Source organism: Labrys monachus (assembly GCF_030814655.1).
In the GTDB taxonomy this organism is placed as follows: Bacteria; Pseudomonadota; Alphaproteobacteria; order Rhizobiales; family Labraceae; genus Labrys; species Labrys monacha.
Map to the genome: position 1 here is coordinate 811,531 of NZ_JAUSVK010000001.1, position 22,192 is coordinate 833,722.

A 22,192-nucleotide genomic window follows, 5' to 3' on the forward strand; every position below is an offset into this window, starting at 1 on the left:
CAAAACAAGTACATATCTTGACATCCGCCCTTTGCCATGGCCTACTTTGTTCCGGAACGAAGCGCGGCGGGGCCAAGGTTCGCGATACCGTCCCGTCCCTTCCACCCACTCCGGCCGATCCCGGTTCGCCTGCGGCGCGCCAGCCGCATCGAGGCGCTTGTCCGTTTCGTCCTGGCTTGGAAACCAGGACGGGGCCGGCGCCGAGAGGGATCGCTGCAGACCGCCCCATTGCTCTCACGGGCAATGCCGGGACCGCCGACATCCGGTAGCGCCGGGTGTGCGATCACCCGGCCGTCAGGTCTGCACACGGGGCTTGATGAGGAACGTGCCGGGATCGGGCCGCCTTCGGGCCTGCCCTCGATCCCGCGCGAGACAGGAGAGGCGCCGGCCGCTCGCAAATCGTCCGAAAGGATGAATAGCGGGCCTTCCAGGCCGGATCGCCTTGTCGGACGCCGGCGGCCGGCAAACCCGGCCCGCAGCGTCCGCGGCCGCAGCAGTACGGGGACCCGGCTGCCCGGCCGGCGGGGTGCGGCGAAGATATAAGCCGTCCGCCAAGGCCCCTGTCCCGCCGTTCCGTGGGTGAGGCTTGGCGCGTCCTGATCGGCTTCCCTGGCGCGGAAGCGGTGAAGGGCGCGTGGCCTGTCCGGCGTGGCTGGTGATGGAGGGAACCGTGCCCTCCGGAGCCGGCGATGCCTCCCGTCCGGCAATCCGGTCCAGGCCGAAGGCTTGATCCGGATCGATGGGAAACAGCCGAGCCTCGGCGCGTTGCCTGTTGGCGCGCCCGGCCCGGCGGGAAAGGGGCGACGGCGGCCTTGCACAACATGCCAGGCCACGATTCCTCACGACCACCGATACACTGCACCACGGCTGACACCAGACCAGCCGTCGCCGCCCCGATCTTCCCTTGCACAATCCGGCCCGATCAGGGCGCGGCGACGAAGACGCATGCCCGAGCCGGTCCGATGTTCTTCCCCGGGACCGCGGGCGTCTCGCCCATATGCGCTAACTTTGCCGACAATAGCGCGATTTTCCTTCTCCCATGCGGGACTTCGCATTTCCTGCGGAAATGCTGGGGGTGGCGCGAAGCGCCGGATGAGGGTCTGGACTTGTGCAATTCCAGCGCGACTATTGAGCTATCTGCGTTGACGTTTAGACCCTCATCCCCCTGCCGGGACCCCAAGCATTTCCAAAGGAAATGCGGTGTCCCGAACCGGGAGAAGGCGGGTATTTCTGTTATGTTAGCGCATATGGGCGAGACGCCCGCGGTCCCAGGAGAGACGCCAACCCCCAAGGGCCGCGTCTCAACCTGCGGGCGCGGCGTTTCCAGGGCGGAGGGGACGTCCGCGCACCCGGGAGACGCGAAGGGCCGCGTCTCGTCCCGGCGGCCGTGCGACGACCTCGGCTATTCGGTGAAGCCGAAATTCTCCATGTGGAGGCTGAGGGTCGGCGTGATGATCGAGCCGGTGACGTTCTTGTTCATCAGATAGTTCAGCGTCTCGTAATGGGTGAAGACCAGCGGGGCGTCGCTGCTGGCGATGGTGCGGATCTGCTTGTAGAGGTCCTTGCGCCCGGCTTCGTCCGCGCTCGCGGCTGCCTTGACGATCAAGGCGTCCACGGCGGGCACCGAATAGCCGGTCGTGTTGATCGGGGCCCCGGATTTGAGCACCAGCGAATAGAAATTGTCGGGGTCGATGGTGCGCTCCTGATAGGCGCTCGTAACCTGGTAGTTGCCCGCCACGAAGGCGTCGTACCAGACCGACACGTCGACCGATTTGATCGTCATGTCGACGCCGATCTGCTTGAGCTCGTCGCGGATGACCTGTCCGGTCTTCAGCAGTTCGGGATATTGGGGCAGGCCGAGATATTCGAAGCTCAGCCCGTTGGGGAAGCCGGCCTCGGCCAGCAGCTGCTTGGCCTTGGCGATGTCGGGCGTGGCACCGAAGATGCCGGACGGATCGTACCAGCCCGAGCCGGTCGGCACTTCCTCCAGGCCGGGTTCGCCGGTGCCGAGATAGGCGACGTCGCGGATGTCGGACCGGTTGATCGTCAGCGCGATCGCCTGGCGCACCTTCGGATTGTCGAAGGGCGGCTTCCTGGTGTTCAGCGCCAGATAGTCGGGAATGCCGGCCACCGCACTGGTGACATAGGTGAAGCGGGGATCGGTCTTCAGCGTCGGAACCTGCTGCAGCGGGACGGCATCCGCCCAGTCGATCTCACCGGCGGACAGGGCATCGATGCGGCTCTGGTCGACGGGGAGGAAGCGGAAGGTGACGGAGTCCAGATGCGGCAGGCCCGCCTTGAAGTAGGTCGGGTTCTTCTTGACCTTGATATGGTCGCCCTGCACCCATTCCACGAATTGGAAGGGGCCGGTGCCGACGGGGTTGCGCGCGGGGTCGCCGCTCTCGATCGCCTTCTTGTTCACGATCTCGCCATTGGTGGCGAGGTTGGTGAGGAAGGGGCCGAAGGGGGATTTCAGGTGGAAGACGGCGACGGCCGGATCGGTGGCGTCGACCGAATCGATCTGCGCGTAGAGCCCGGCATAGGCGCTGGCGGTCTTGGGGTTGAGGATGCGCTCGAAGGTGTATTTCACGTCGGCGGAGGTGAACTTCTCGCCATTGTGGAAGGTGGCGTTGGTCACCAGGTTGAACGTCCAGGTCGTGGCGTCGGTCTGGGTCCATTTGGTGGCGAGGTCGGGGACGAACTTGCCGGACGCGTCCATGTCGATCAGCTTGCTGAAGATGCCTTCATACACCTGCGCGCCGGTGTAGATGGACGAGGTCGCGGGATCGAGGACGTCCGGCTCGCCGGTGAGGGCGGCGCGCAGGTCGCCGCCCTCCTTGATGCTGGCGGCCATGGCGGCGGTGCCGGCGGCGGCAAGGAGCAGGCCGATCGACATCGCGGCGGCAAGGGTGATCCGCCTGGCGGCGGAACGGCGCTGGGGGCTGGGCTGGATGGGATGCATAGAACTCTTTTCCTTGGACAAGGTGGATCTAGCGGGAGGCGGTGCGGACAAAATCGAGGAAGGCGGCGTTGAAGGGCTCGGGGCTTTCCCACAGGCAGGCGTGCCCGCCGGCGACGGTGGCCCAGCGCGAGCCGGGAATCGCGGCATGCAGGTCGCGCGACAGCCGCACGGGAATGAGGATGTCCTCCTCGCCCGCGAGCACCAGCGTCGGGACGGAGACCTGCGCGAGCCGGCCGAACGTGTCGTGGTCCTGGATGACGGCGAGCTGCGCGAGATAGGCCTCGAGCGACATGTCGAGAGCCGCCATCGCCTGGTTGAACTCGGCCGCCTCCTGCGGGCGCTCGTTGAAGAAGGGGCCGGTGAACGCCCACAGCGCGACATCCCGCATGACGAAGGGCACGCCGAGCCCCCTGGCGAGATCGGCCCACATGGCGAACATCTGCTGGCAGAAGGCATCGGCCTTGCCATAGGTGCAGGCGAGCGTCAGCGATTTCAGGTCGTCGCCATAGGCGATCGCGTATTCCTGCGCGATCATGCCGCCCATGGAGACCCCCATGAGGTGAAAGCCGCTGATGCCGAGGGAATCGACCAGCGCCTTCGCGTCGTCGGCGAGGAGCTTCGACGTGTAGGGCCCCGCCGGCTTGTCGCTGAGGCCGATGCCGCGATTGTCGAAGCGCAGCACGCGGTAGCCGGCTTCCACCAGCGCCGGTACCTGGAAGCCCCAGGAGAGCAGATCGTCGGCGAGGCCGTTGACGAGCACGATGGTGCCCTTGCCGGTGTCCTCGCCGTCGAGCAGGTAGTTGACGTCGATTCCGTTGACATGTGCGTATGGCAAGAGACTCTCCTTGGCGCTTAGCGAGGGCGGGGAATGGCGGCGAGAAGACTGCGGGTGTAGTCGTGCCGGGGCCGGTTCATGACCTGGTCGGTGTCGCCGATCTCGACCATCGAGCCGCGGAACATCACCGCGACGTCGTGGCTGACATGCTCCACCACCCCGAGATCATGGGTGATGAAGATGCAGGCGACGCCGAGATCCTGCTGCAGGTCGAGGAAAAGGTTCAGGATCTGCGCCTGCACGCTCATGTCGAGGGCGCTGACCGGCTCGTCGGCGATGATGAGCTCGGGCTCGCTGGCGAGAGCCGCCGCGATGCCGACGCGCTGGCGCTGCCCGCCGGACAGATGGGTCGGCAGCCGGCCGGCCAGCGCGGGGTTGAGGCCGACGCGGTCGAAGAGGTCCAACACGCGCCGGTCGCGGTCGGCCGGCGTGCCGATACGGTAGCAATCGAGGGATTCGCGCACGCTGCGGCCGACGGGCCAGCGCGGATCCAGGCTGCCATAGGGATCCTGGAACACCGGCTGCACGCGGCGGCGAAAGGCCGACAAGGCCTTGCCCGACAGTGCCTGCACCTCGGCGCCGTCGAAGACGACGTGGCCGCTTTCCGGCTTTGCCAGTCCGAGGATGCAGCGCCCGAGCGTGCTCTTGCCGCTGCCCGATTCGCCGACGAGCCCGAGGGTGCGGCCGCGCTGAACGCTGAGAGAGACATCGTCGAGAGCCGGGATCCGGCGGCGATTCCAGGGCGGCCCACCCGCCGGGAAGCTCTTGCGGAGATGCTCGACGCGCAGCAGGTCACCCATGGCGCGTCTCCGCGGCGGACAGGCCGGCGCGCATCCGTTCGGCTTCCCGCAGGCTCTCGACGCTCCACTCCGGCGGGATGACCGGCAGGCGCGTGCCCCGCCGGGCGCCGGCCGGATTGGCGGCGAGCAAAGCGCGCGTATAGGGATGGGAGGGCCGGGCGAACAGGTCGCGGGTGGCCGCCACTTCGAGCAGCTTGCCGCCATACATCACGCCCACCCGGTCGCAGACCTGCCCGACCACGCCGAGATCATGGGTGATGAGCAGCACCGTCGTGCCGTGATCGCGCCGCAGGGTGTCGATCAGCTGCAGCACCTGGGCCTGGATGGTGACGTCCAGGGCCGTGGTCGGCTCGTCGGCGATGAGGAGCTGCGGGTTGTTGGCGAGAGCGGCCGCGATGACGATGCGCTGGCGCATGCCGCCGGAAAAGCGATGCGGGACATCGCCGTAGCGCGAGGCCGCGTCGGGGATGCCGACCTCTCCCATCAGGCCGATGGCGCGCGCCTTGGCCGCGCGCCGGCCGATCGGGCGGTGGGCACGCAGGGTCTCCGCGATCTGGTCGCCGACGGACCAGGTGGGATCGAGGCTCGCCGACGCGTCCTGGAAGATCATCGACACCTCGTCGCCGCGAATCCGGCGAAAGGCGTCCTCGCTCAGGCCGACGACCTCGCGGCCGTTGACGCGGATGCTGCCGGTGACGGAGGCGGTGGGGGGCAGCAGGCCCATGATGGCGTTCGCCAGCGTGCTCTTGCCGCTGCCGCTCTCCCCGACGATGCCGAAGATCTCGCCGCGGCTGACCTCCATCGACACCCCGTCGACCGCCGGGGCCGGCGGCACGGCGTCGTCCGTGGCGAACCGCACGCCGACACCGCCGAAGGACAGCACCGCGCTCATTCGGCGACTCCCCGCGGATCGAAGGCCCGGCGAAGTCCCTCGCCGAGAAGCGTGAAGGCCAGCACGGCGATGACGATCGCCAGGCCGGGAAAGATCTCCACCCAGGGGGCCTGGATCAGCACCTCGCGGCCGTCGGCGAGCATGCCGCCGAGCGACGGCGTCGGCGGCTGCGTGCCGAGGCCGAGGAAGCTGAGGCCCGCCTCGAGCTGCAGGGCGAAGGCGCTCAGCACCGAGGCCTGCACGATGACCGGCCCGAGCGCGTTGGGGCCGACATGGCTCACCAGCACGCGCAGATGGCTCGCACCCCGTGCCCGGGCTCCCGCGACATAGTCGTTGCGGGTGACGACGAGCGTGCTGGTGCGCATCACCCTGGCCAGGATGGGCAGGTAGATCACCGCGATGGCGATCGCCGCGATGACGCTGCCCGGGCCGAGGATGGCGATGAACGTCACAGCCAGCAGCATCGCCGGCAGCACGAGGATCATGTCGAGCGTGCGGGAGATCGACGTGTCGACCCAGCGCCCGAAATAGCCGGCAAGCAGTCCCAGCGGCACGGCAAGCACCATGGAGGCGGCGACGGCCGACAGCGACACGAGCAGGCTCACCCGCAGCCCGTAGAGCACCCGGCTGAGCACGTCGCGGCCGAGCACGTCGGATCCGAAGGGATGCTGGAAATTCGGGGCGCCGAGCACCCGGTGCACTTCAACGGCTTCAGGGTCGTGCGGCGCGACGAGCGGCGCCGCGATCGCGATGATGGCGAGCGCCGCCAGGATCAGCCCGCCCGCGATCGTCAACCGCGCCGTTCGCCGGCGCGGGGCGCTCGTACCTTTCTTCGCGGCGAATACGGCCCCTGGCGCGCTCATGTCCCCGCCCCATCCGCGACGCGGGGATCGAGCCACCCGACGATGAGATCGGTCACCAGCGAGACGATGATGAAGATGGTGGCGATGGCGAGCACCCCCACCTGCACGGTGGGATAGTTGCGCTGGTTGACCCCCGTCACCACCAGGCGCCCGACGCCGGGCAGGGCGAACAAGGTTTCGACGATGATCGCGCCGCCGAGCAGCACGCCGACCTGGATGCCGATCACGGTGACGATCGGCGGTCCCGCATTGCGCAGCACATGGCCGAACACGATGCGGCGCGGGCTGATGCCCTTGGCGCGCAGGAAGGTCACGAAGGGCCGGCCCATGACCGAGGTGACCGCGCTTCGGGTCGTGCGAAGAATATAGGCCGCCTCGCCGATCGCCAGAGTGAGCACCGGCAGGCTCATATAGCGCAGGTTCGCCAGCGGATCCCTGGCGAACGGCACGTAGCCGGACGGCGGCAGGATCATGAGCGTGCCCGCGAAGACCAGCACCAGCATGATCCCGAGCCAGAAATCGGGGATGCTGATGCCGAACACCACGAAGCCCTCGGTCAGGCGCTTGATCCAGCGCCCGCCGGTTGCCGCCCACACGCCCAGCGGCACGCCGATGAGCACCGCGAGAAGCATCGACAGGCCGGTGAGCTCGAAGGTGACCGGCAGGCGCTGCATCAGAAGGTCGGCCAGGGAGGCGTGGCTGACGATATCGGTGCCGAGATTGCCGTGCAGGAGGTCGCCGAGCCAGCGCGCATACTGGCTGAACAGGCTCTGGTCGAGGCCGAGCTGGTGGCGCAGCTCGGCCACATTCGCGTCGGTGGCGCGGAAGCCGAGCATCGTGCGCACGGGATCGCCGGGCACCAGCCGGATGATCAGGAAGACGACGATGCTCATCACGAACAGCATGGGGATGGTGAGGAGCACGCGGCGCAGGACGAACATCAGCTGCCGGCTCATCGCGGCCCTCCGGCTTGCTGGTCTTCGTGCGCGGCCCGTTCCACCAGGTCGCGCATGAGGTTTTCCGACAGGGTGAAATGCCGGGCGGCGATATCGGCCGCATCGTCGGCGCGGCCCTCCGCCACCGCCGCGACAAGCTGCTGGTGTTGCCGGATGGCGATGCGCCGCGCCTCGTCGGTATAGGGCTCGGCGCCGAGATTCAGGCTGATCCTGGTGCGCAGGTCGACCGACATCGTCACCAGGATCGGATTGTGCGTCGCCTCGGCGATCGCCAGATGCAGGCTCGCATCGGCCCTTCGCGAGGCATCGTGGTCCGGGGCGTCGAGATAGGCCTGCAGCGCCGCCCGTATCGCCTGCATGTCGCCGGCCGTGCGGCGAGCCGCGGCTGTGCGGGCGATCAGCGGCTCGATCAAGGTCCGCGCATCGAAGATCTGCTCGAACTCGGACCAGTGGGCCACGAGATGGCGGCGCACATGCTCGGCGGAGGTCGGGCCCCAATCCGCGAGGACGAAATAGCCCCCCTTGCGTCCGCGGCGGACCTCCAGATAGCCGGTATCGGTGAGCTGCTTGAGCGCCTCGCGTACCGATGTGCGGGAGACGCCGAGCATCGCGGCAAGCTCGCGCTCGGTGGGAAGCTGCTGCGAGGGCACGTAGAGCCCCAGGGCGACGGCGGTGACGAGGCGGTCGACGACGTCATCGGCGACATGGCGGCTCACGATCGGGGCGGCCCAGCTCTGTGCGGTCGCGACACGCGAGGAGCCGGGATCGGACGCTGCCGCCGCACCGCCCGCCGGCTTGTCGACCGCCGTCATGGCGATACCTCGCCGGTGGTGAAACGCATCAGCAGGAAGCGAGCCAGCGTGCGGGCGGCGTCGACGATGCTCCGGAGCTCGACGGACTCGTCGATGCCGTGCAGGTTGTGGCCGACCGCTCCGAAGCAGATCGCGGGAATGGCGAAGTCGTTCAGGTAAAGGCGGGCATCCGTGGTACTGCCGAGCGTGAAGATGGCCGGGGCGGCGCCATGCGCGTCGGCATGCGCGGCGCCCAGGTCGCGAACGAGAGGGGAATGCGCATCGAGCAGATAGCCTTGGGCGCGAAGCCCGGTGAGGGTCACGGCAGGCTGGATCGGGAAGTCGCGATCGGCGGCCGCGAAGGCCGCGATCGTCTCGCGCACCTTCTCCTCGGCGAGGGCCGGGGTCCATGCTCGCGGAAACCCGACTCGGACGCTGAAGGTGGCGCTGGTGGGCACGGTGGAGGTCCAGTCGCCCGAATGCACCTTGCCGAGGTTGATGGCGTACGGGCTCCGATGGGCCGCCATGCTCGGCTCCGGCTCGGAACGCTGGAGCGTCGCCGACCACCGCCTGAGTTCCGCGACCAGTTTCATGCCGAGGTCGATGGCGTTGGCGCTGGTGTCGGCTGCCAGGGCATGTCCCGACGAAGTGACGACATCGATGTCGATCCAGAGCACGCCGACGCCGCCGACCAGGAGGCCGAGATCGGTCGGCTCGAGCAGCACCACTTCGGAGGCGACCACGCCCTCATCGGCGAGCGAGCGCAGCGTGCCGTTGCCGGTGCACTCCTCTTCGACGACGGCGAGGAATCCGAGGCGCCGCGCCGCGAACAGATCGGGCGCCACGTCGCCGAGCGCCCGGAGGGCGAGCATGCCGATGGCGAAGCCGCTCTTCATGTCGGCCGCGCCGCGGCCATAGAGCCGCCCGTCGCGCCGGTCAGGCTGGAAGGGCGGGGTTGTCCAGAGCGCCGGCGAGTCGGCGGGGACGACATCCATGTGACCGTTCAGCAGGACGAGCAGCTCTCCGTCGCCGGGCGTGGTCGCGAGCAGCTGGTATCGGCCGGCGCTGAGCAGCGCGGCGGGCGGCGTGATGCCGGCGCGCTCGTCCGTCATGCGCTCGTTCGAAAACGGCAGGCGTTCGACGGCGAATCCCAAAGCCTGCGCTTCGCGGGCGAAGACGTCCAGAGCGGCCTGTTCGGAGCCGACGGTGCTGGGGGCACGCACAAGCGCTTCCAGAAAGGCAAACGCCTTCTCGGCATGCGCATCGATCGCGCGGTCCAGCTCGCTCTGCATGATCAGCCTTTTTTGGTCTATGGTTCAGACCATATTCCAATAAGCCGATGATGCAACCGGTTTTCGAAGCCTTTTCGGCGCGCCAGGTCGCATCCGGCGGCCGCAGCGGGGGGGGGCGATCGAAAGTCGAATCGCGTCGGGCCGGCTTCAGGCAAAGCTCCGAAGCCGGCTGCGAAGCGCTGCCGCAGAGAGCCATACCGGCATGGACAGGAGAAAGCCGGGGCGCGGTGCTGCTCGGGCCTTCAGGTCAGGCCTGCGGTCTGACGGTGCCGCTCGCGTTGAGCAAGCTCTCGATCGACGCATTGTCGGAGGCGTGCGCCCGGTAGGAAATCGACAGGATATGGGCGTCTCCGGGGCTGGTCGAGACGTAAATATGCTTCATTCCACTGTCGAAATAGGTGCTTTCGCCCTCCTTCAACGAAAAGGGGGCGTATTGGTCGGTGTAGACGTCGATCGAGCCCTCGATCACGTAAACGAATTCCTCGCCGTCGTGCTGGCTCCACTTTTCGAAATCGTCGGGAGAACGGGCCTTGATCCACATTTCCAGGGGGATCATGTTCTTGTGATAGATCTCGATGGAATGGGCTTCGTAGAGATATTGCGGGCTGGAGAAGGTGACTCCCATGCCGCTCAAGGTCACCGTCTTGCGGCCGCTGACGCTCGCCTTCGGGCCCGGCTTGACGAACTGCTCGATGGCGACGCCGAGGCCGTGGCAGATCTTCATCACGACGTCGAAGGACGGCGACACGTCTCCGCGCTCGATCTTCGAGAGGTTGGACGTCGAGACCGACGTCAGCTCTGCGACTTCCGTCAGCGTGAGGCTCTTTTCCAGCCGGATTGCCTTGAGACGTTCTCCCACGGGGGCGGCCATCTGGTCGGGGAGCGCATAGGTTTGAGGCTTGATCATCGTCGACCCTGTCGTTGCGCGTATCCACCTAACGCGATCATCTGTGCGTCCGGCATTCGTGCGCCGGCGTTCTCGTGATGTTATTGTCCCATACGATATCATTCTCCTAAACGAAAACAGCGGCCGCGGTCAATTGCGACGGTTCGGCGCGTTCCGTGACGCCGGCTTGCGGCGGGAAGCGCCGTTCCGCCACTACGGAGCCGGAAATCCCAGCGAAATCTGCCACCAGCGCCCGTCAGAAAAATGCCTTTCATAACCCGTAATTCTCTGATTTAATAATTATCTCTTATGAGACAATTTCGGTAATTTCTGGAAAATGCCCCGGTGCCGGAGCCGGAAATCACCGCGTCTCAGCAAAACAGAAGTTCCATCGATGGAACCGGACAGTCACCTCAACCATCACCAGACGAAGGGAAACCGATCGTGACGCATATGAAGAATTGGGTTGTCGCGGCCCTCGCATTCTCGGCCATGGCGCTGATGTCCTGCGAGGGCAGGGCGTGCGAGCCCGACAAGCTCGCCACGAAATATCCGGGGCTCGCCGGACGGACCATCAAGATGGGCCTCGATCCGGAAACGCCGCCCTATGCGGTCCGCGACGCCGCCGATTTCGAGAAATTCGCCGGCTCCGATGTCGAATTGTCGAAGGCCGTCTTCGAATGCATGGGCATCAAATATGAGTACATGCCCGGCGCCTGGGCGGGCCTCCTACCGGCCGTGAACGCCGGCCAGATCGACCTCATGTATTATCTCTACTACAATCCCGAACGTGCCAAGCAGGTCGACTTCATCGTCTACATGAAGGCCGGCGACGGCGCGCTGACCCAGGCCGGCAATCCCAAGAACATCCATGCGGAAGGCGATCTGTGCGGCAAGCGCGTCGCCGTGGGCCTCGGCACGGTGGAGGAGGCGCAGATGCGTGCCCTGACCAAGACCTGCGAGGCCGAAGGCAAGGGCGCGGTGGAGATCATGACGGCCAGCGACAGCGCTGCCGGCATGCGCCTCGTCTCGACCGGGCGGGCGGATGTCGATCTCGACGATCTCGTGCTGGTGGATACGCTCGTCGCGCAGCAGCCCAAGGTGCTCTATCGGGCCTATAGCGTCATCGCGGACACCAAGATCGGCATCGCCCTGAAGAAGGGCAATGACGAGTTGAGAAATGCCCTGCTGGAGGGCCTGAAGGACGTGCAGGCGTCGGGCGGGCAGGAAGCGATCTTCAAGAAGCTCGGCGTGGCGACGGACCTGATCATTCCGGCCAAGGCCCTGACGGAATAGGCCAGGCGCGCGGGGACGGCCGCTCGGCCGGCCCCGCGGCCCTCAGTCGCCGGAGGCGGTCGGTGGCGGCGGGGTCTGCCCGGCATAGCCGAGGGCTGCGCGGACACGCGGATCCATGTAATAGGCGCCCGCCACCACCAGCATCAGGATGCCGAAGGCGGGCCTGTCATCCGCCTCGAGGCGCCTGATCTCTTCGGACGGATCGGCGGTATCGAGGCGGTCCAGGAGGGCCGCCAGCGGCGGCTGCAGATCGGGCCTCGCCGCCAAGGCGAGATCGACCGGCGCGCCGGCGAGGTCGATGTCGGCGGCCGATGGCTGGCGCGCCGTTCCCGGGGCGATCACGTCGGCGAAAGCGCGCAGCGCCGCGCGCTGCGGCTCGGTCAGGAGGGGAGGGGTGTCGTCAGTCGTCGGCTGGGTCATCGGCTGGCGCGTCCTCGGGCGGCCACGAGGTGGTCTGCGGTGCGCAGCGCCAGCGCGGCGATGGTGGCGGCAGGATTGGCGCAGGACCCGGTCACCAGCACGCTGCCGTCGATGATGTAGAGGTTGGGGACGTCATGGGCCTGCCCGAACGGGTCGGTCACCGACGAAGCCGGATCGCCGCCCATCCGGCAGGTCCCCAGCGGGTGCCAGCCGAAGTCCGGCAGCAGGTCGACCGTCAGGCTGCGGGCGGCGCCGGCCGCCTCGAGCGATTCCCTGGCGCGTGCCAGGTTGAACGCCATCATCGCCTTCGAATTGTCGGAGAGGCGATAGGTGAGGCGCGGCACCGGATTGCCGTCGCCGTCGAGCGCATCGGGATGCAGCTCGACGCGGTTGACCTCCTCGGGCAGATCCTCGCAGATGATGCCCCAGACGGCGGCCCGCCCCAGCCATGTCTCGACATGCTCATGCATGGCGACGCCCCATAGCGGCTCGCCGGGCCAGGGGAAAAGAGCGGCGCCGAGCGGGCCGCCGGAGGGGCCGAGATTCCACTTGGCGCCCCGCACGAAGCCGGTGCCGGGCCGGGTGCCGGCGAATTCGAGCGAATAGAGCGCCTGGCCCCAATGGCCCCGCCATGTCTCCAGGGGGTCGTCGAAGAAGCCGACGGCGCGGCTGAACGGATGCATCATCAGCCGCTTGCCGACCAGGCCCGATCCGTTCGCCAGCCCGTCGGGAAACCGGCTGGAGGTCGACGACAACAGGATGCGCGGCGTCCCCACCGCATTGGCGGCGAGGAGGGTCACCTCGGCGCGCACGCGGCGCTCCACGCCGTCCCGATCCCGGAAGATCGCCCCGTCCGCCCGGCCCTGGGCGTCATGGGTGATGCGGCTGACGCGGGCGCCGGTGACGAGGCGCGCACCTTTCGACTCGGCGATCGGCCAATGAGTGATGTCGGTGCTCGCCTTGGCGCCGACCGGGCAGCCATTGCCGCAGACGCCGAGCTGGATGCAGGGGCGCAGGCCGGCATAGGGCTCGCTGGCGATGGCGTTCGAACCGGGCCAGGCATGCCAGCCGAGCCGGGCATGGGCCTCGCTTATCCGCCGGCCCGCTTCGGACATCGGCAAAGCGGGGAGGGGATAATCCGGCTGCGGCGGCATGGCCGGGTCGCCATTGACGCCGGATACGCCGAAATCGCGGTCGATCCGGTCGTAATAGGGGGCAAGCTCGTCATAGTCGATCGGCCAGTCGTCGCCGACGCCGTCGATCGAGCGGGTGCGGAAATCCGACGGCATGAACCGCATCCATTGCGCGCCGTAGAGGATGGTGCTGCCGCCGACGCCGTTGAACATCATCGGCTTCATGTCGGACCGGCTGTCGTCGATCGGATAGTCGGCGCGCCCCTTGCGGATGTTCGGATTGGGATGCCACGGGCCGAGGGCGGTGAGCTCCCAGTCGGGATGCTCGCCGCGATAGGCGGTGCGGTCGGCACGATCGCCCTGCTCCAGGCACAGCACGTCGACGCCGGCCTCGGCGAGGCGTCGCGCGGCGACGCCCCCGGACAGGCCGGCTCCGATGATCAGGACTTCCGCCGTCAGGTCCGCATGCGATTCCGGGGGCAAGGTCGTTCTCCTGCTGGGCTCAGACCGGCTCGGCCGGGACGTCCTCGTTCTGGGCGATGCGGCTGAGGAAACGCCGCGTGCGCTCCTTGCGCGGATTGTCCAGCACCTGCGCGGGCGGGCCTTCCTCGACGACGACGCCTTCGTCGAAGAAGACGATGCGGTCCGCCACTTCGCCGGCGAAGCGGATCTCGTGCGTGACGATGATCATGGTCATGCCGGCCTCGGCGAGACTGCGCATGACGCTCAGGACCTCGCCGACGAGTTCGGGATCGAGCGCCGAGGTCGGTTCGTCGAACAGCATCAGGCGGGGCTTGACGGCCAGGGCCCGGGCGATGGCGACGCGCTGCTGCTGGCCGCCGGACAGATGCTGGGGCAGATGGTCGGCATGGCCGGACAGGCCGACGATGGCGAGCAGCCGCCGCGCCAGCGCTTCGGCCTCCTCGCGCGGCACGCCATGGACCCGCATCGGCGCCTCGGTGATGTTTTCGAGCGCAGTGAGATTGCTGAAGAGGTTGAAGTTCTGGAACACCATGCTGACGCCCACTTCGGCGCGGGCCTTGGCGCGTCCGGAGGTCGGCTTCATCAGGCCGTTGACCTTGGTGTAGCCGACATAGCGGCCGCCGACGGTGATCTCCCCCCGATCCACCGATTCCAGATGGTTGATCAGGCGCAGCAGCGTGCTTTTGCCCGAACCGCTGGGTCCGATCACCGCCACCACCTCGCCCGGCTTGACCGAAAAGCTCACGCCCTGCAGCACGTCCCGATTGCCGTAGCTCTTCCAGACATTGAGGCATGACAGGAAATCGCCGGCGGGCGAGACGCTCACCTCGCGGGCCGCCGGGATGAGCGAGCGCACGGCCTCGACGCGCGAGGCCGGCAGGGAGACGGCGACGCCGGGACCGGGCGCGCCGGCTTGCGGCTTGCGCCAGCGAAAGATCATGGGCCGTCCGCCGGCGCGGGCGCGCAGGTCGGGATCCATGCCCCGCTCCAGCACGGTCTGGACGCCCGAGATCACGCTGGTCAGCAGGAGGTAGATCAAGGCCGCGCCGGCGAACACGGTGAAGAACTTGAAGTTCTGGCCGACGATCTGCTGGGCCCGGAAGGTCAGCTCGTTGACGAAGATCACCGAGGCGACCGACGTCATCTTGAGCATGCTGATCGTCTCGTTGGCGAGCGAGGGCAGGATGGCGCGCATGGCTTGGGGCAGGACGATGCGGCGCAGGGTGAGCACCGGCCCCATGCCGAGCGACGAGGCCGCGACCGCCTGCTGCGGATTGACCGAGAGGATGCCGCCGCGGATGATCTCGGCTGCGAACGCTGCCTGATTCATCGAAAAGCCGATGACCGCGGTGGTGAAGCTGTCGAATGTCAGGCCGATGAGCGGCAGCGCGTCGAAGATGAAGACGAGCTGCAGCAGCAGCGGCGTGCCGCGCATGAACCAGATGTAGAACCAGGCGAGCATCCGCACGGGCCGCAGCGCGGACATGCGCATCAGCGCCAGGCCGAGCCCCATCGCCAGGCCGATCACGAGGGCGAGCGCGCTGATTTGGATCGCGAGCCAGGCACCGGTCCACAGATAGGTGGAGGTGAAATAGCTCAAGGCTTCGGCTAGTGAGGTCACCAGGGCACTCCGGCTGGAAATCGGAACGGCGGATAGGAGGGGGCCGCTCTTTGTCTGTGGCCCATGCGGCCGCCGGAAGAGGCGGGCAGCCGGGGGAGGCCGGTCAATTCGTCTTCAGTTCGGCGGGCAGGGCAAGCGCCGGATCGACGCCGTACCGGGCGAAGATGGCGTTCTGGACACCGGCGGCCTGCACGGCCTTCAACCCGTCCAGAAGGGCCGAGGACAGCGCCGCATTGCCCTTCTTCACGGCGATGCCGATCTGGAAGCTGCCGATCACGCCATAGGCCCGCTCATACAGGCTTGGATTGTCGGCGACCGTGCGGTCGACCAGCGCAAGGTCGGTCAGCATGACGTCGGCCCGCCTGCTGGCGACGAGACGAAAGCCGGATGCGTGATCCGGATAGGTCATGACCTCGACGGCCGGCTTGCCGCCGGCGACGCAGGCCTCTCCCAGTTTCCTCATCTGGGCTTCCTCGACGGTGCCGAGGCCGGTGGCGACCGTCTTGCCGCAGAGATCGTCGCCGGACTTGACGGCCTTCGGATTGCCCTTCTGGGTGATCGCGCCCGTGCCGGCCTTCATGTAGACGATGAAGTCGCCCTGCTGCACCCGTGTCTTGTTGTAGTAGAGATAGAACATCAGGTCGATCTGCCCCGAGACCACCGCGGGGAAAAGGCCAGACCATGCCGCCGGCTTGATCTCGTATTTCGCGCCGATGCAGTCGAAGACGGCCTTGGCGAGATCGATGTCCGAGCCCACCAGCGTCTCGGTGTTCGGATCGAGGCTCGCATAGGGCGGCGTCTGCCCGTCGGCGCCCATGATCAGCACCTTGCCGGCCAGTGCCGGATATTTCTCGGCGAGCTTGCCGGGTTCGCAGCCCGGCGTCCCGGCGAGGGCGGATGCCGTCAGGCAGAGGCTCGACGACATGAAGGCAACGGCGGCGAGAGGCATACGCATGGTTCAGTCCCGTTCCCGCTGGATGTTCTTGATCCAATTCCCACTGAAGACTCTTCCGCAACGAAGAATGTCGGGACAATGCGGACCGATGGATCGTCTTCGGCTCCCCGCGCCCCTTCTGCGTGGCGGATCGTCTCGCGCTGCAACGAAGATAATTTCACTTTCGATAAAAAATCAACTTGATTCTCACGAGAGAAAGATTTCTCATTTGTGAGAAATGACGGACATCGCCGACGGACGGCAGGGAGAATCGGGTGAAGATTACCAGTGTGGATGCGGTGCCTTTCGCCTTGCCGCTCAGGCGCAGCTTCAGTTGGAACGGCCTCGACCAGGAGCTCGGGGAATTCGTGCTGATCCGCCTCAACACGGATGCGGGCCTCGTCGGCTATGGCGAGGCGACGCCGCTGGCGACCTGGGGCGGCGAGCATGGCCGCCACGGCGGCGAGACGCTCGACACCGTCGTCTCCATGGTCGACCGGGTGCTCGGCGCCTATCTCCGGGGGCGGGACCCGACGGCCGTTTCCGCCATCGTCGAGGCGATGGACGGGCTGGTCGTCGGCCACACCTATGCCAAGGCCGCCATCGAGATGGCGCTGCACGACCTGTGGGGCAAATCGCTCGGGGTGCCGGTCTATCGCCTCCTGGGCGGCGCGACGCGGCCCGGCGTCGTCGTCGCGCACATGGTCGGCCTGATGGGCATGGCCGAGGCGGTCGAGGAGGCCGAGATGGCCGCGGCCGACGGCATCCGCGCCTTGCAGATCAAAGGCGGACAGGATCCGGAGCGCGATGTCGCGCTCGTGCGCGAGCTGCGCCGCCGCCTGCCGGCGGAGATGCGTCTGCGTCTCGACGTCAACCAGGGATACAAGCAGGTCAAGACCGCGTTTCGCGTGGCCGAGGAACTGGAGGCGTCGGGCATCGACTATATCGAGCAGCCGGTCGCCGGCCTGCGGGACCTGATGCGCGTGACCGCCGCCACCAAGGCCAGGATCATCGCCGACGAAAGCTGCTGGTCGCCGCGCGATGCGCTCGACCTCGTGGAGGCGCGGGGCGCCGATGCGGTGTCGGTCTATCTGGCCAAGGCCGGCGGTATCCAGAGGGCGCGGGAGGTGGCCGCCATTGCGGAGGCCGCCGGGTTGCCATGCGACGTGAACGGATCGATCGAATCGGCTGTCGGCAATGCCGCCAACCTGGCCTTCGCCCTGGCGACGCGGGCGGTGTCGCTGCCGGCGGTCATCCCCATATCGGCCCCGGCGGGGCGCCATCCCTGCAGGATCGGCGGCCACTATTTCGAGGACGATATCGCCACCGAGCCTTTCGGTTATGCCGAGGGGGCGCTTCTTCCCCTGGAGAAGCCCGGCTTGGGCATCGAGGTCGACGAGGGCAAGGTGCGGAAATACGCACTTTGATCGGGGTCGCCGGGGAGATCGGAATGTCCGCTTTTCGCATCGCCGCCGATATCGGCGGCACCTTTACCGACGTGGCGCTGCTTGCGCCCGATGGGACGCTGTCCACCGCCAAGGTTCCCTCGACCCCGCACGACTATGCGCAGGGCGTGATCGAGGGCTGCCTCGGCATCCTCGCCCGCTGGGGGGCCTCGCCCGCCGAGGTCGCGGAGGTGATGCACGCCTCCACGGTGGCGACGAATGCCATCCTGGAGGGCAAGGGCGCACGTACCGCCCTGGTGACGACCGAGGGGTTTCGCGACGTGCTGGAACTGCGGCGCATCCGCGTGCCGCGTCTCTACGAACCGCTCTACCGCAAACCCGCCCCGCTGGTGCCGCGGCGGTTCCGCTACGAGGTGCGGGAGAGGACCGGCCCGCGCGGGGACATCCTGACCCCGCTCGACGCCGCCGGCATCGAGGCCATCGCCGATGCCATCGCGGCGGCCGGGATCGAGGCGGTCGCGGTGTGCTTCCTGCACTCCTATGCCAATCCCGCGCATGAGCGCCTGGCCGGCGACATCCTGCGCCGGAGGCTGCCCGATTGCTTCATCACCCTCTCGGTCGACGTCCTGCCCGAGATCCGGGAGTATGAGCGCACCAGCACCACGGTCATCAACGCCTATGTGGCGCCGCCCGTCGGCTCCTATCTGCGCTCGCTGCGCAAGCGGCTCGACGATGGCGGCATGACGGCGCCGCTGTTCATGATGCAGTCCAGCGGCGGCATCCTCGATCTCGAATCGGTGCTGGAGCGGCCGGCCCAGGTGGTCGAGAGCGGTCCGGCGGCAGGCGTGGTCGGCGCGGGGCTGGTCGGCCGGCGGGCCGGCTACCACAACATCATCTCGCTCGACGTGGGCGGCACCACGGCCAAGGCGTCGGTGATCGAGAACGGCCGGCATCTGACGACCGACGAATATGAGGTGGGCGGCGGCATCTCGCTCAGCAGCCGGCTGGTCAAGGGCGGCGGCTACGCGCTGCGCCTGCCCGTCATCGACGTGTGCGAGGTCGGCACAGGCGGCGGCAGCATCGTCAGCCTCGACCCGGCAGGCCAGATCTCCGTCGGGCCCCACAGCGCCGGCGCCCTGCCGGGGCCCGTGAGCTATGGGCGCGGCGGCGACCGGACGACGGTGACGGATGCCAATGTCGTGCTCGGTTATCTCAATCCGCATGCGATCGCCGACGGCACGGTGCCCATCCACGCCGATGCGGCGCATGACGCCGTGCGCCGGCAACTGGCCGAGCCCCTCGGCCGCAAGGTGGAGGAGGTCGCCCATGGCGTCGTCGCCATCGCCAATGCCCGCATGGCGCGGGCGGTACGCTCCGTCACCACGTCGCGGGGGCGGGACCCGCGCGAGTTCGTCCTTCTCGGCTTCGGCGGCGGCGGCGGGCTCCATGCGGTCGCGCTGGCCGAATCGCTCGGCATCACGCGCGTGGTGATCCCGCCGGCGGCCGGCGTGTTCAGCGCCTTCGGCCTGCTGTTCTCCGATATCGAGTTCGCGCAGTCGCAGGGCATGCTGGTCCCGCTCGACGCCGCGGAGCCTTCGCGCCTGACGGCCGCGTTCGAGACGATCGAGAACGAGGTCGTCCGGCGTCTCGGACGGGCGGCCGAGGTCGTCCGCCTGCAGCGCCGCGCCGACATGCGCTATGCCGGGCAGGCCTTCGAGCTGACGATCGACCTGCCGGACGGGGCGATCGACGCCGCTCTGCTGGACCGCCTTTCCGATCTTTTCGACGCTGCCCATGCCCGCACCTACGGCCACAGCCTGCCCAGGACCCACAGGCGCGAGATCGTCGCGCTGAGGGTGGTCGGCACGGTTCAGGTGGAGCGGCCGGAGGCCAGGATGGCCGATGCGGCGAAGACCCTGTCCATGCCGTCCCGGCAAGCCTATTTCGGCGATCATGGCTGGCTGGAGACGAGGATCGTGAACCGCGCCGCCCTCGCGGACGGGGAGGCCGGCCCGCTCGTCGTCGAGGAGGCCGACGCCACCACCGTCGTGCCTCCCGGCTGGAGAGCGACGCTGGATGCGCAGCACAATATCGTCATCGACCGCCAGAGGGAGCAACAGCCATGACGGACGACGCGGCCGCCACCGACCCGCTGCTGCTGGAGATCATCCGCAACGGCCTCGACACCGTCGCCGACGACATGGCGCTGATCCTGATGCGGACCGCCTATTCGGCGATCATCCGCGATTCGATGGATTATTCGACCGCGGTGTGCGACGCGCAGGGCCAGATCGTCGGGCAGGGCCTCACCACGCCCATGCATCTGGGCAGCTTCTACGATGCGATGCGCCACCTCATCACCCAATATGGCGACGACATCCACGAGGGCGATCTGTTCATCGGCAACGATCCCTATCTCGCCAGCGGCCAGCATCTGCCGGACATCTATATCATCCGCCCCTTCTTCCATGACGGCGTGCTGGAGGGCTGGGCCACGACCATCGCCCATCACGTCGACGTCGGCGGCCTGGTGCCGGGCTCGAACTCGATCGGCGCCACCGAGATCTTCCAGGAGGGGCTGCGGCTGCCCTTCCTCAAGCTGGCCGAGCGCGGCATCGACAACGAGGCGATCTGGCGCATCGTCGAGGCGAATGTGCGCGTGCCCCACCTCGTGCTGGGCGACATCCGGGCCCAGGTCTCGGCGACGGAAGCCGGGCTGCGCGGCTGGGCCGAGCTCTTCGGCCGCTATGGCGCGGCCCGCATGCGCCGGGCGCTGGACGATCTGCACGACCTCGCGGAACGTATCGCCCGCTTCCACATCGCCGCGATCCCCGATGGGGTCTACAGCTTCACCGACCATATAGACGGCCTCGGCGAGGATCCCGAACCGATCGTCCTGCACGTCGCCCTGACCGTTGCCGGCGACGAGATCACCGCCGACTGGGCGGGCACGGCGGCACAGGTGCGCGGCGGCATCAACGCGCCGCTCTCCTTCACCAAATCCAACGTCTATGCCGCGCTGCGCTCGATCATGCCGGCTGGCATGCCGAACTGCCACGGCTATACGCGTCCGATCACGGTGCGGGCGCCGGAGGGCACGCTGGTCAACTGCACCTCTCCGGCGCCGTGCGGCGCGCGCGGCATCACGGGCTATCGCATCGTCGACTGCATGTTCGGCGCGCTGGCGCCGGCCCTGCCCGACAGGCTGACGGCCGACGGCGCGGGAGGCTCGACGCTGCCGACCTTCGCCGGCCGGCATGAGGGGAGCCCCTTCGTGTTTTCCGAATGCATCATGGGAACCTGGGGGGCGAGCCTCGAGGCCGATGGCCAGGACGGCGTGCCGCACATGGCGTCGAACCAGTCGAACGTGCCGATCGAGATGATCGAGGTGGACTACCCGCTGCTCATCGAGAACTACGGCCTGGTCATCGATTCCGGCGGGGTCGGCCGCAAGCGCGGGGGATTGGCGCTGCGGCGCGAATACCGCATCCTCACCGACGACTGCTTCCTCGGCGTGCGCTCCGACAAGCGCCGCTATCGGCCGCACGGGCTGTTCGGCGGCGGGGAGGGCGCACCCTCCACCAATGTGATCGAGGAGGCCGGCGTGGCGACGACGGTGCCGACACTGCCGACCAAGCCGATTCGCCTCGGCAGGGGCGCGCTTTTCCGCCATGTGATGGCGGGCGGCGGCGGATATGGCGACCCCTTCGAGCGCGATCCCGCCGAGGTGCTGGAGGACGTGCTCGACGGGCGCGTCTCCGTCGCGGCGGCCAGGGCCGATTACGGTGTCGTTGTGAGCGCCGATGCGGGCAGCGTCGACCGGGCCTCGACCGAGAGCCTGCGCCGTGCGCGTGTCTCGAGCGGGGAGGGACGGCCATCGGCACGGTCCTGATCGCGGGCGGGGCCACCGGCATCGGGCTGGCGGCGATGCGCCTTTTCCGCGCCCAGGGCGACGACGTCCTGCTGGCCGATATCGACGCGGCGGCGGCGGACGCGGCCTGCGCGGAGCCGGGACGGGGAGCGGCGCAGGCCTTCGCCTGCGACCTCGCCGACCCGGACGCCCCGGCCCGTGCCGTGGAGGCGGCGGCGGCCCGGTTCGGAGGCATCGACACGGTCTTCGCCAATGCCGGGATCCTGGTGTCGCGGCCGCTGGGCGAATGGACCGTTGCGGACTGGCAGCGATCGCTCGCCGTCAACCTGACGGCGCCTTTCCTCCTCGCGCAGGCGGCGGCGCCGCATCTCAGGCGCTCCGCCGGCGCCAGCGTCATCTTCACGGCGTCGACCGGCGCCCTGCGCGGGCATGCCGGCATGCCCGCCTATCATGCCACCAAGACCGGCCTCGTCGGGCTTTGCCGCAGCCTCGCCGACGAACTCGCGCCCGACGGCGTCCGCGTGAACTGCCTGCTGCCGGGCTGGGTCGACACGCCGTTCAACGCGCCGTTCTGGTCGTTTCAGGCCGACCGCGCCCAGGCCGAGCGCGATGTCGTCGGACGGATCCCGATGCGGCGGCAGGGCACGCCCGAGGAGGTGGCCGCCACGGTCCTGTTCCTCGCCTCGAAGGCCGCGGCCTACATCACCGGTACGACGCTGGTGGTCGACGGCGGCTACTGCGCTATCTGATG

At 68.0% G+C, this 22,192-nt stretch carries 18 protein-coding genes; 5 read left to right on the top strand and 13 right to left on the bottom strand.

Annotated elements, in window-relative coordinates:
* Nucleotides 1-1,402: 1,402 nt before the first annotated feature.
* From J3R73_RS03575 to J3R73_RS03615, 9 genes are all read right to left on the bottom strand, one after another.
* Nucleotides 1,403-2,962: an ABC transporter substrate-binding protein gene (locus tag J3R73_RS03575; protein ID WP_307422453.1), complete on the bottom strand. Its 1,560-nt coding sequence runs from the start codon at nucleotides 2,960-2,962 to the stop codon at nucleotides 1,403-1,405.
* Between the two features lie 28 nt (nucleotides 2,963-2,990).
* Nucleotides 2,991-3,797 (bottom strand): alpha/beta fold hydrolase, encoded by an 807-nt coding sequence (locus J3R73_RS03580; protein WP_307422455.1) that lies wholly within the window; start codon nucleotides 3,795-3,797, stop codon nucleotides 2,991-2,993.
* A gap of 17 nt (nucleotides 3,798-3,814) precedes the next feature.
* A complete protein-coding gene (locus tag J3R73_RS03585; RefSeq protein ID WP_307422457.1) occupies nucleotides 3,815-4,597 on the bottom strand; it encodes an ATP-binding cassette domain-containing protein in 783 nt (260 codons plus the stop codon).
* Nucleotides 4,590-5,489, bottom strand: a complete 900-nt coding sequence (locus J3R73_RS03590; RefSeq protein WP_307422460.1) for an ABC transporter ATP-binding protein — start codon at nucleotides 5,487-5,489, stop codon at nucleotides 4,590-4,592. The genes J3R73_RS03585 and J3R73_RS03590 overlap by 8 nt, the downstream gene beginning before the upstream one ends.
* Nucleotides 5,486-6,352 (bottom strand): ABC transporter permease, encoded by an 867-nt coding sequence (locus tag J3R73_RS03595; RefSeq protein WP_307422463.1) that lies wholly within the window; start codon nucleotides 6,350-6,352, stop codon nucleotides 5,486-5,488. Before J3R73_RS03595 ends, J3R73_RS03590 begins: the two co-directional genes overlap by 4 nt.
* Nucleotides 6,349-7,308 carry an ABC transporter permease gene (locus J3R73_RS03600; protein ID WP_307422467.1) on the bottom strand — a complete coding sequence of 320 codons (960 nt, stop codon included), beginning with the start codon at nucleotides 7,306-7,308 and terminating at the stop codon, nucleotides 6,349-6,351. The genes J3R73_RS03595 and J3R73_RS03600 overlap by 4 nt, the downstream gene beginning before the upstream one ends.
* Nucleotides 7,305-8,120 carry a FadR/GntR family transcriptional regulator gene (locus J3R73_RS03605; RefSeq protein ID WP_307422471.1) on the bottom strand — a complete coding sequence of 272 codons (816 nt, stop codon included), beginning with the start codon at nucleotides 8,118-8,120 and terminating at the stop codon, nucleotides 7,305-7,307. The genes J3R73_RS03600 and J3R73_RS03605 overlap by 4 nt, the downstream gene beginning before the upstream one ends.
* Nucleotides 8,117-9,391: a M20/M25/M40 family metallo-hydrolase gene (locus tag J3R73_RS03610; protein WP_307422474.1), complete on the bottom strand. Its 1,275-nt coding sequence runs from the start codon at nucleotides 9,389-9,391 to the stop codon at nucleotides 8,117-8,119. Before J3R73_RS03610 ends, J3R73_RS03605 begins: the two co-directional genes overlap by 4 nt.
* Before the next feature lie 247 nt (nucleotides 9,392-9,638).
* On the bottom strand, nucleotides 9,639-10,298 hold the full coding sequence (locus tag J3R73_RS03615) for a helix-turn-helix domain-containing protein (RefSeq protein ID WP_307422478.1): 660 nt from the start codon (nucleotides 10,296-10,298) through the stop codon (nucleotides 9,639-9,641).
* 432 nt (nucleotides 10,299-10,730) lie between these two features.
* Between J3R73_RS03615 and J3R73_RS03620 the strand changes: the two genes are divergently transcribed.
* Nucleotides 10,731-11,573, top strand: a complete 843-nt coding sequence (locus J3R73_RS03620) for an ABC transporter substrate-binding protein (protein WP_307437072.1) — start codon at nucleotides 10,731-10,733, stop codon at nucleotides 11,571-11,573.
* Between the two features lie 42 nt (nucleotides 11,574-11,615).
* On the opposite strand, the gene J3R73_RS03625 is transcribed toward J3R73_RS03620, so the two are convergent.
* From J3R73_RS03625 to J3R73_RS03640, 4 genes are all read right to left on the bottom strand, one after another.
* Nucleotides 11,616-11,993: a hypothetical protein gene (locus J3R73_RS03625; protein WP_307422481.1), complete on the bottom strand. Its 378-nt coding sequence runs from the start codon at nucleotides 11,991-11,993 to the stop codon at nucleotides 11,616-11,618.
* Nucleotides 11,990-13,609 (bottom strand): GMC family oxidoreductase, encoded by a 1,620-nt coding sequence (locus J3R73_RS03630; RefSeq protein ID WP_307422484.1) that lies wholly within the window; start codon nucleotides 13,607-13,609, stop codon nucleotides 11,990-11,992. Before J3R73_RS03630 ends, J3R73_RS03625 begins: the two co-directional genes overlap by 4 nt.
* A 19-nt stretch (nucleotides 13,610-13,628) precedes the next feature.
* Entirely contained in the window at nucleotides 13,629-15,230 is a 1,602-nt protein-coding gene (locus J3R73_RS03635; protein ID WP_307422487.1) for an amino acid ABC transporter permease/ATP-binding protein, read from the bottom strand.
* Nucleotides 15,231-15,333: 103 nt separating this feature from the next.
* Nucleotides 15,334-16,185: an ABC transporter substrate-binding protein gene (locus J3R73_RS03640; protein ID WP_307422490.1), complete on the bottom strand. Its 852-nt coding sequence runs from the start codon at nucleotides 16,183-16,185 to the stop codon at nucleotides 15,334-15,336.
* Between the two features lie 254 nt (nucleotides 16,186-16,439).
* Between J3R73_RS03640 and J3R73_RS03645 the strand changes: the two genes are divergently transcribed.
* Genes J3R73_RS03645 through J3R73_RS03660 form a run of 4 tightly spaced genes read left to right on the top strand, consistent with a single transcriptional unit; the run spans nucleotide 16,440 to nucleotide 22,190 of the window.
* Nucleotides 16,440-17,591, top strand: coding sequence for a mandelate racemase/muconate lactonizing enzyme family protein (locus tag J3R73_RS03645; protein WP_307422492.1), 1,152 nt, complete (start codon nucleotides 16,440-16,442; stop codon nucleotides 17,589-17,591).
* A gap of 23 nt (nucleotides 17,592-17,614) precedes the next feature.
* Complete coding sequence (locus J3R73_RS03650; RefSeq protein WP_307422495.1) at nucleotides 17,615-19,696, top strand: hydantoinase/oxoprolinase family protein; 2,082 nt, start codon at nucleotides 17,615-17,617, stop codon at nucleotides 19,694-19,696.
* Entirely contained in the window at nucleotides 19,693-21,462 is a 1,770-nt protein-coding gene (locus J3R73_RS03655) for a hydantoinase B/oxoprolinase family protein (protein ID WP_307422499.1), read from the top strand. The genes J3R73_RS03650 and J3R73_RS03655 overlap by 4 nt, the downstream gene beginning before the upstream one ends.
* A 20-nt stretch (nucleotides 21,463-21,482) precedes the next feature.
* Nucleotides 21,483-22,190: an SDR family NAD(P)-dependent oxidoreductase gene (locus J3R73_RS03660; protein WP_370880067.1), complete on the top strand. Its 708-nt coding sequence runs from the start codon at nucleotides 21,483-21,485 to the stop codon at nucleotides 22,188-22,190.
* Nucleotides 22,191-22,192: the final 2 nt, after the last annotated feature.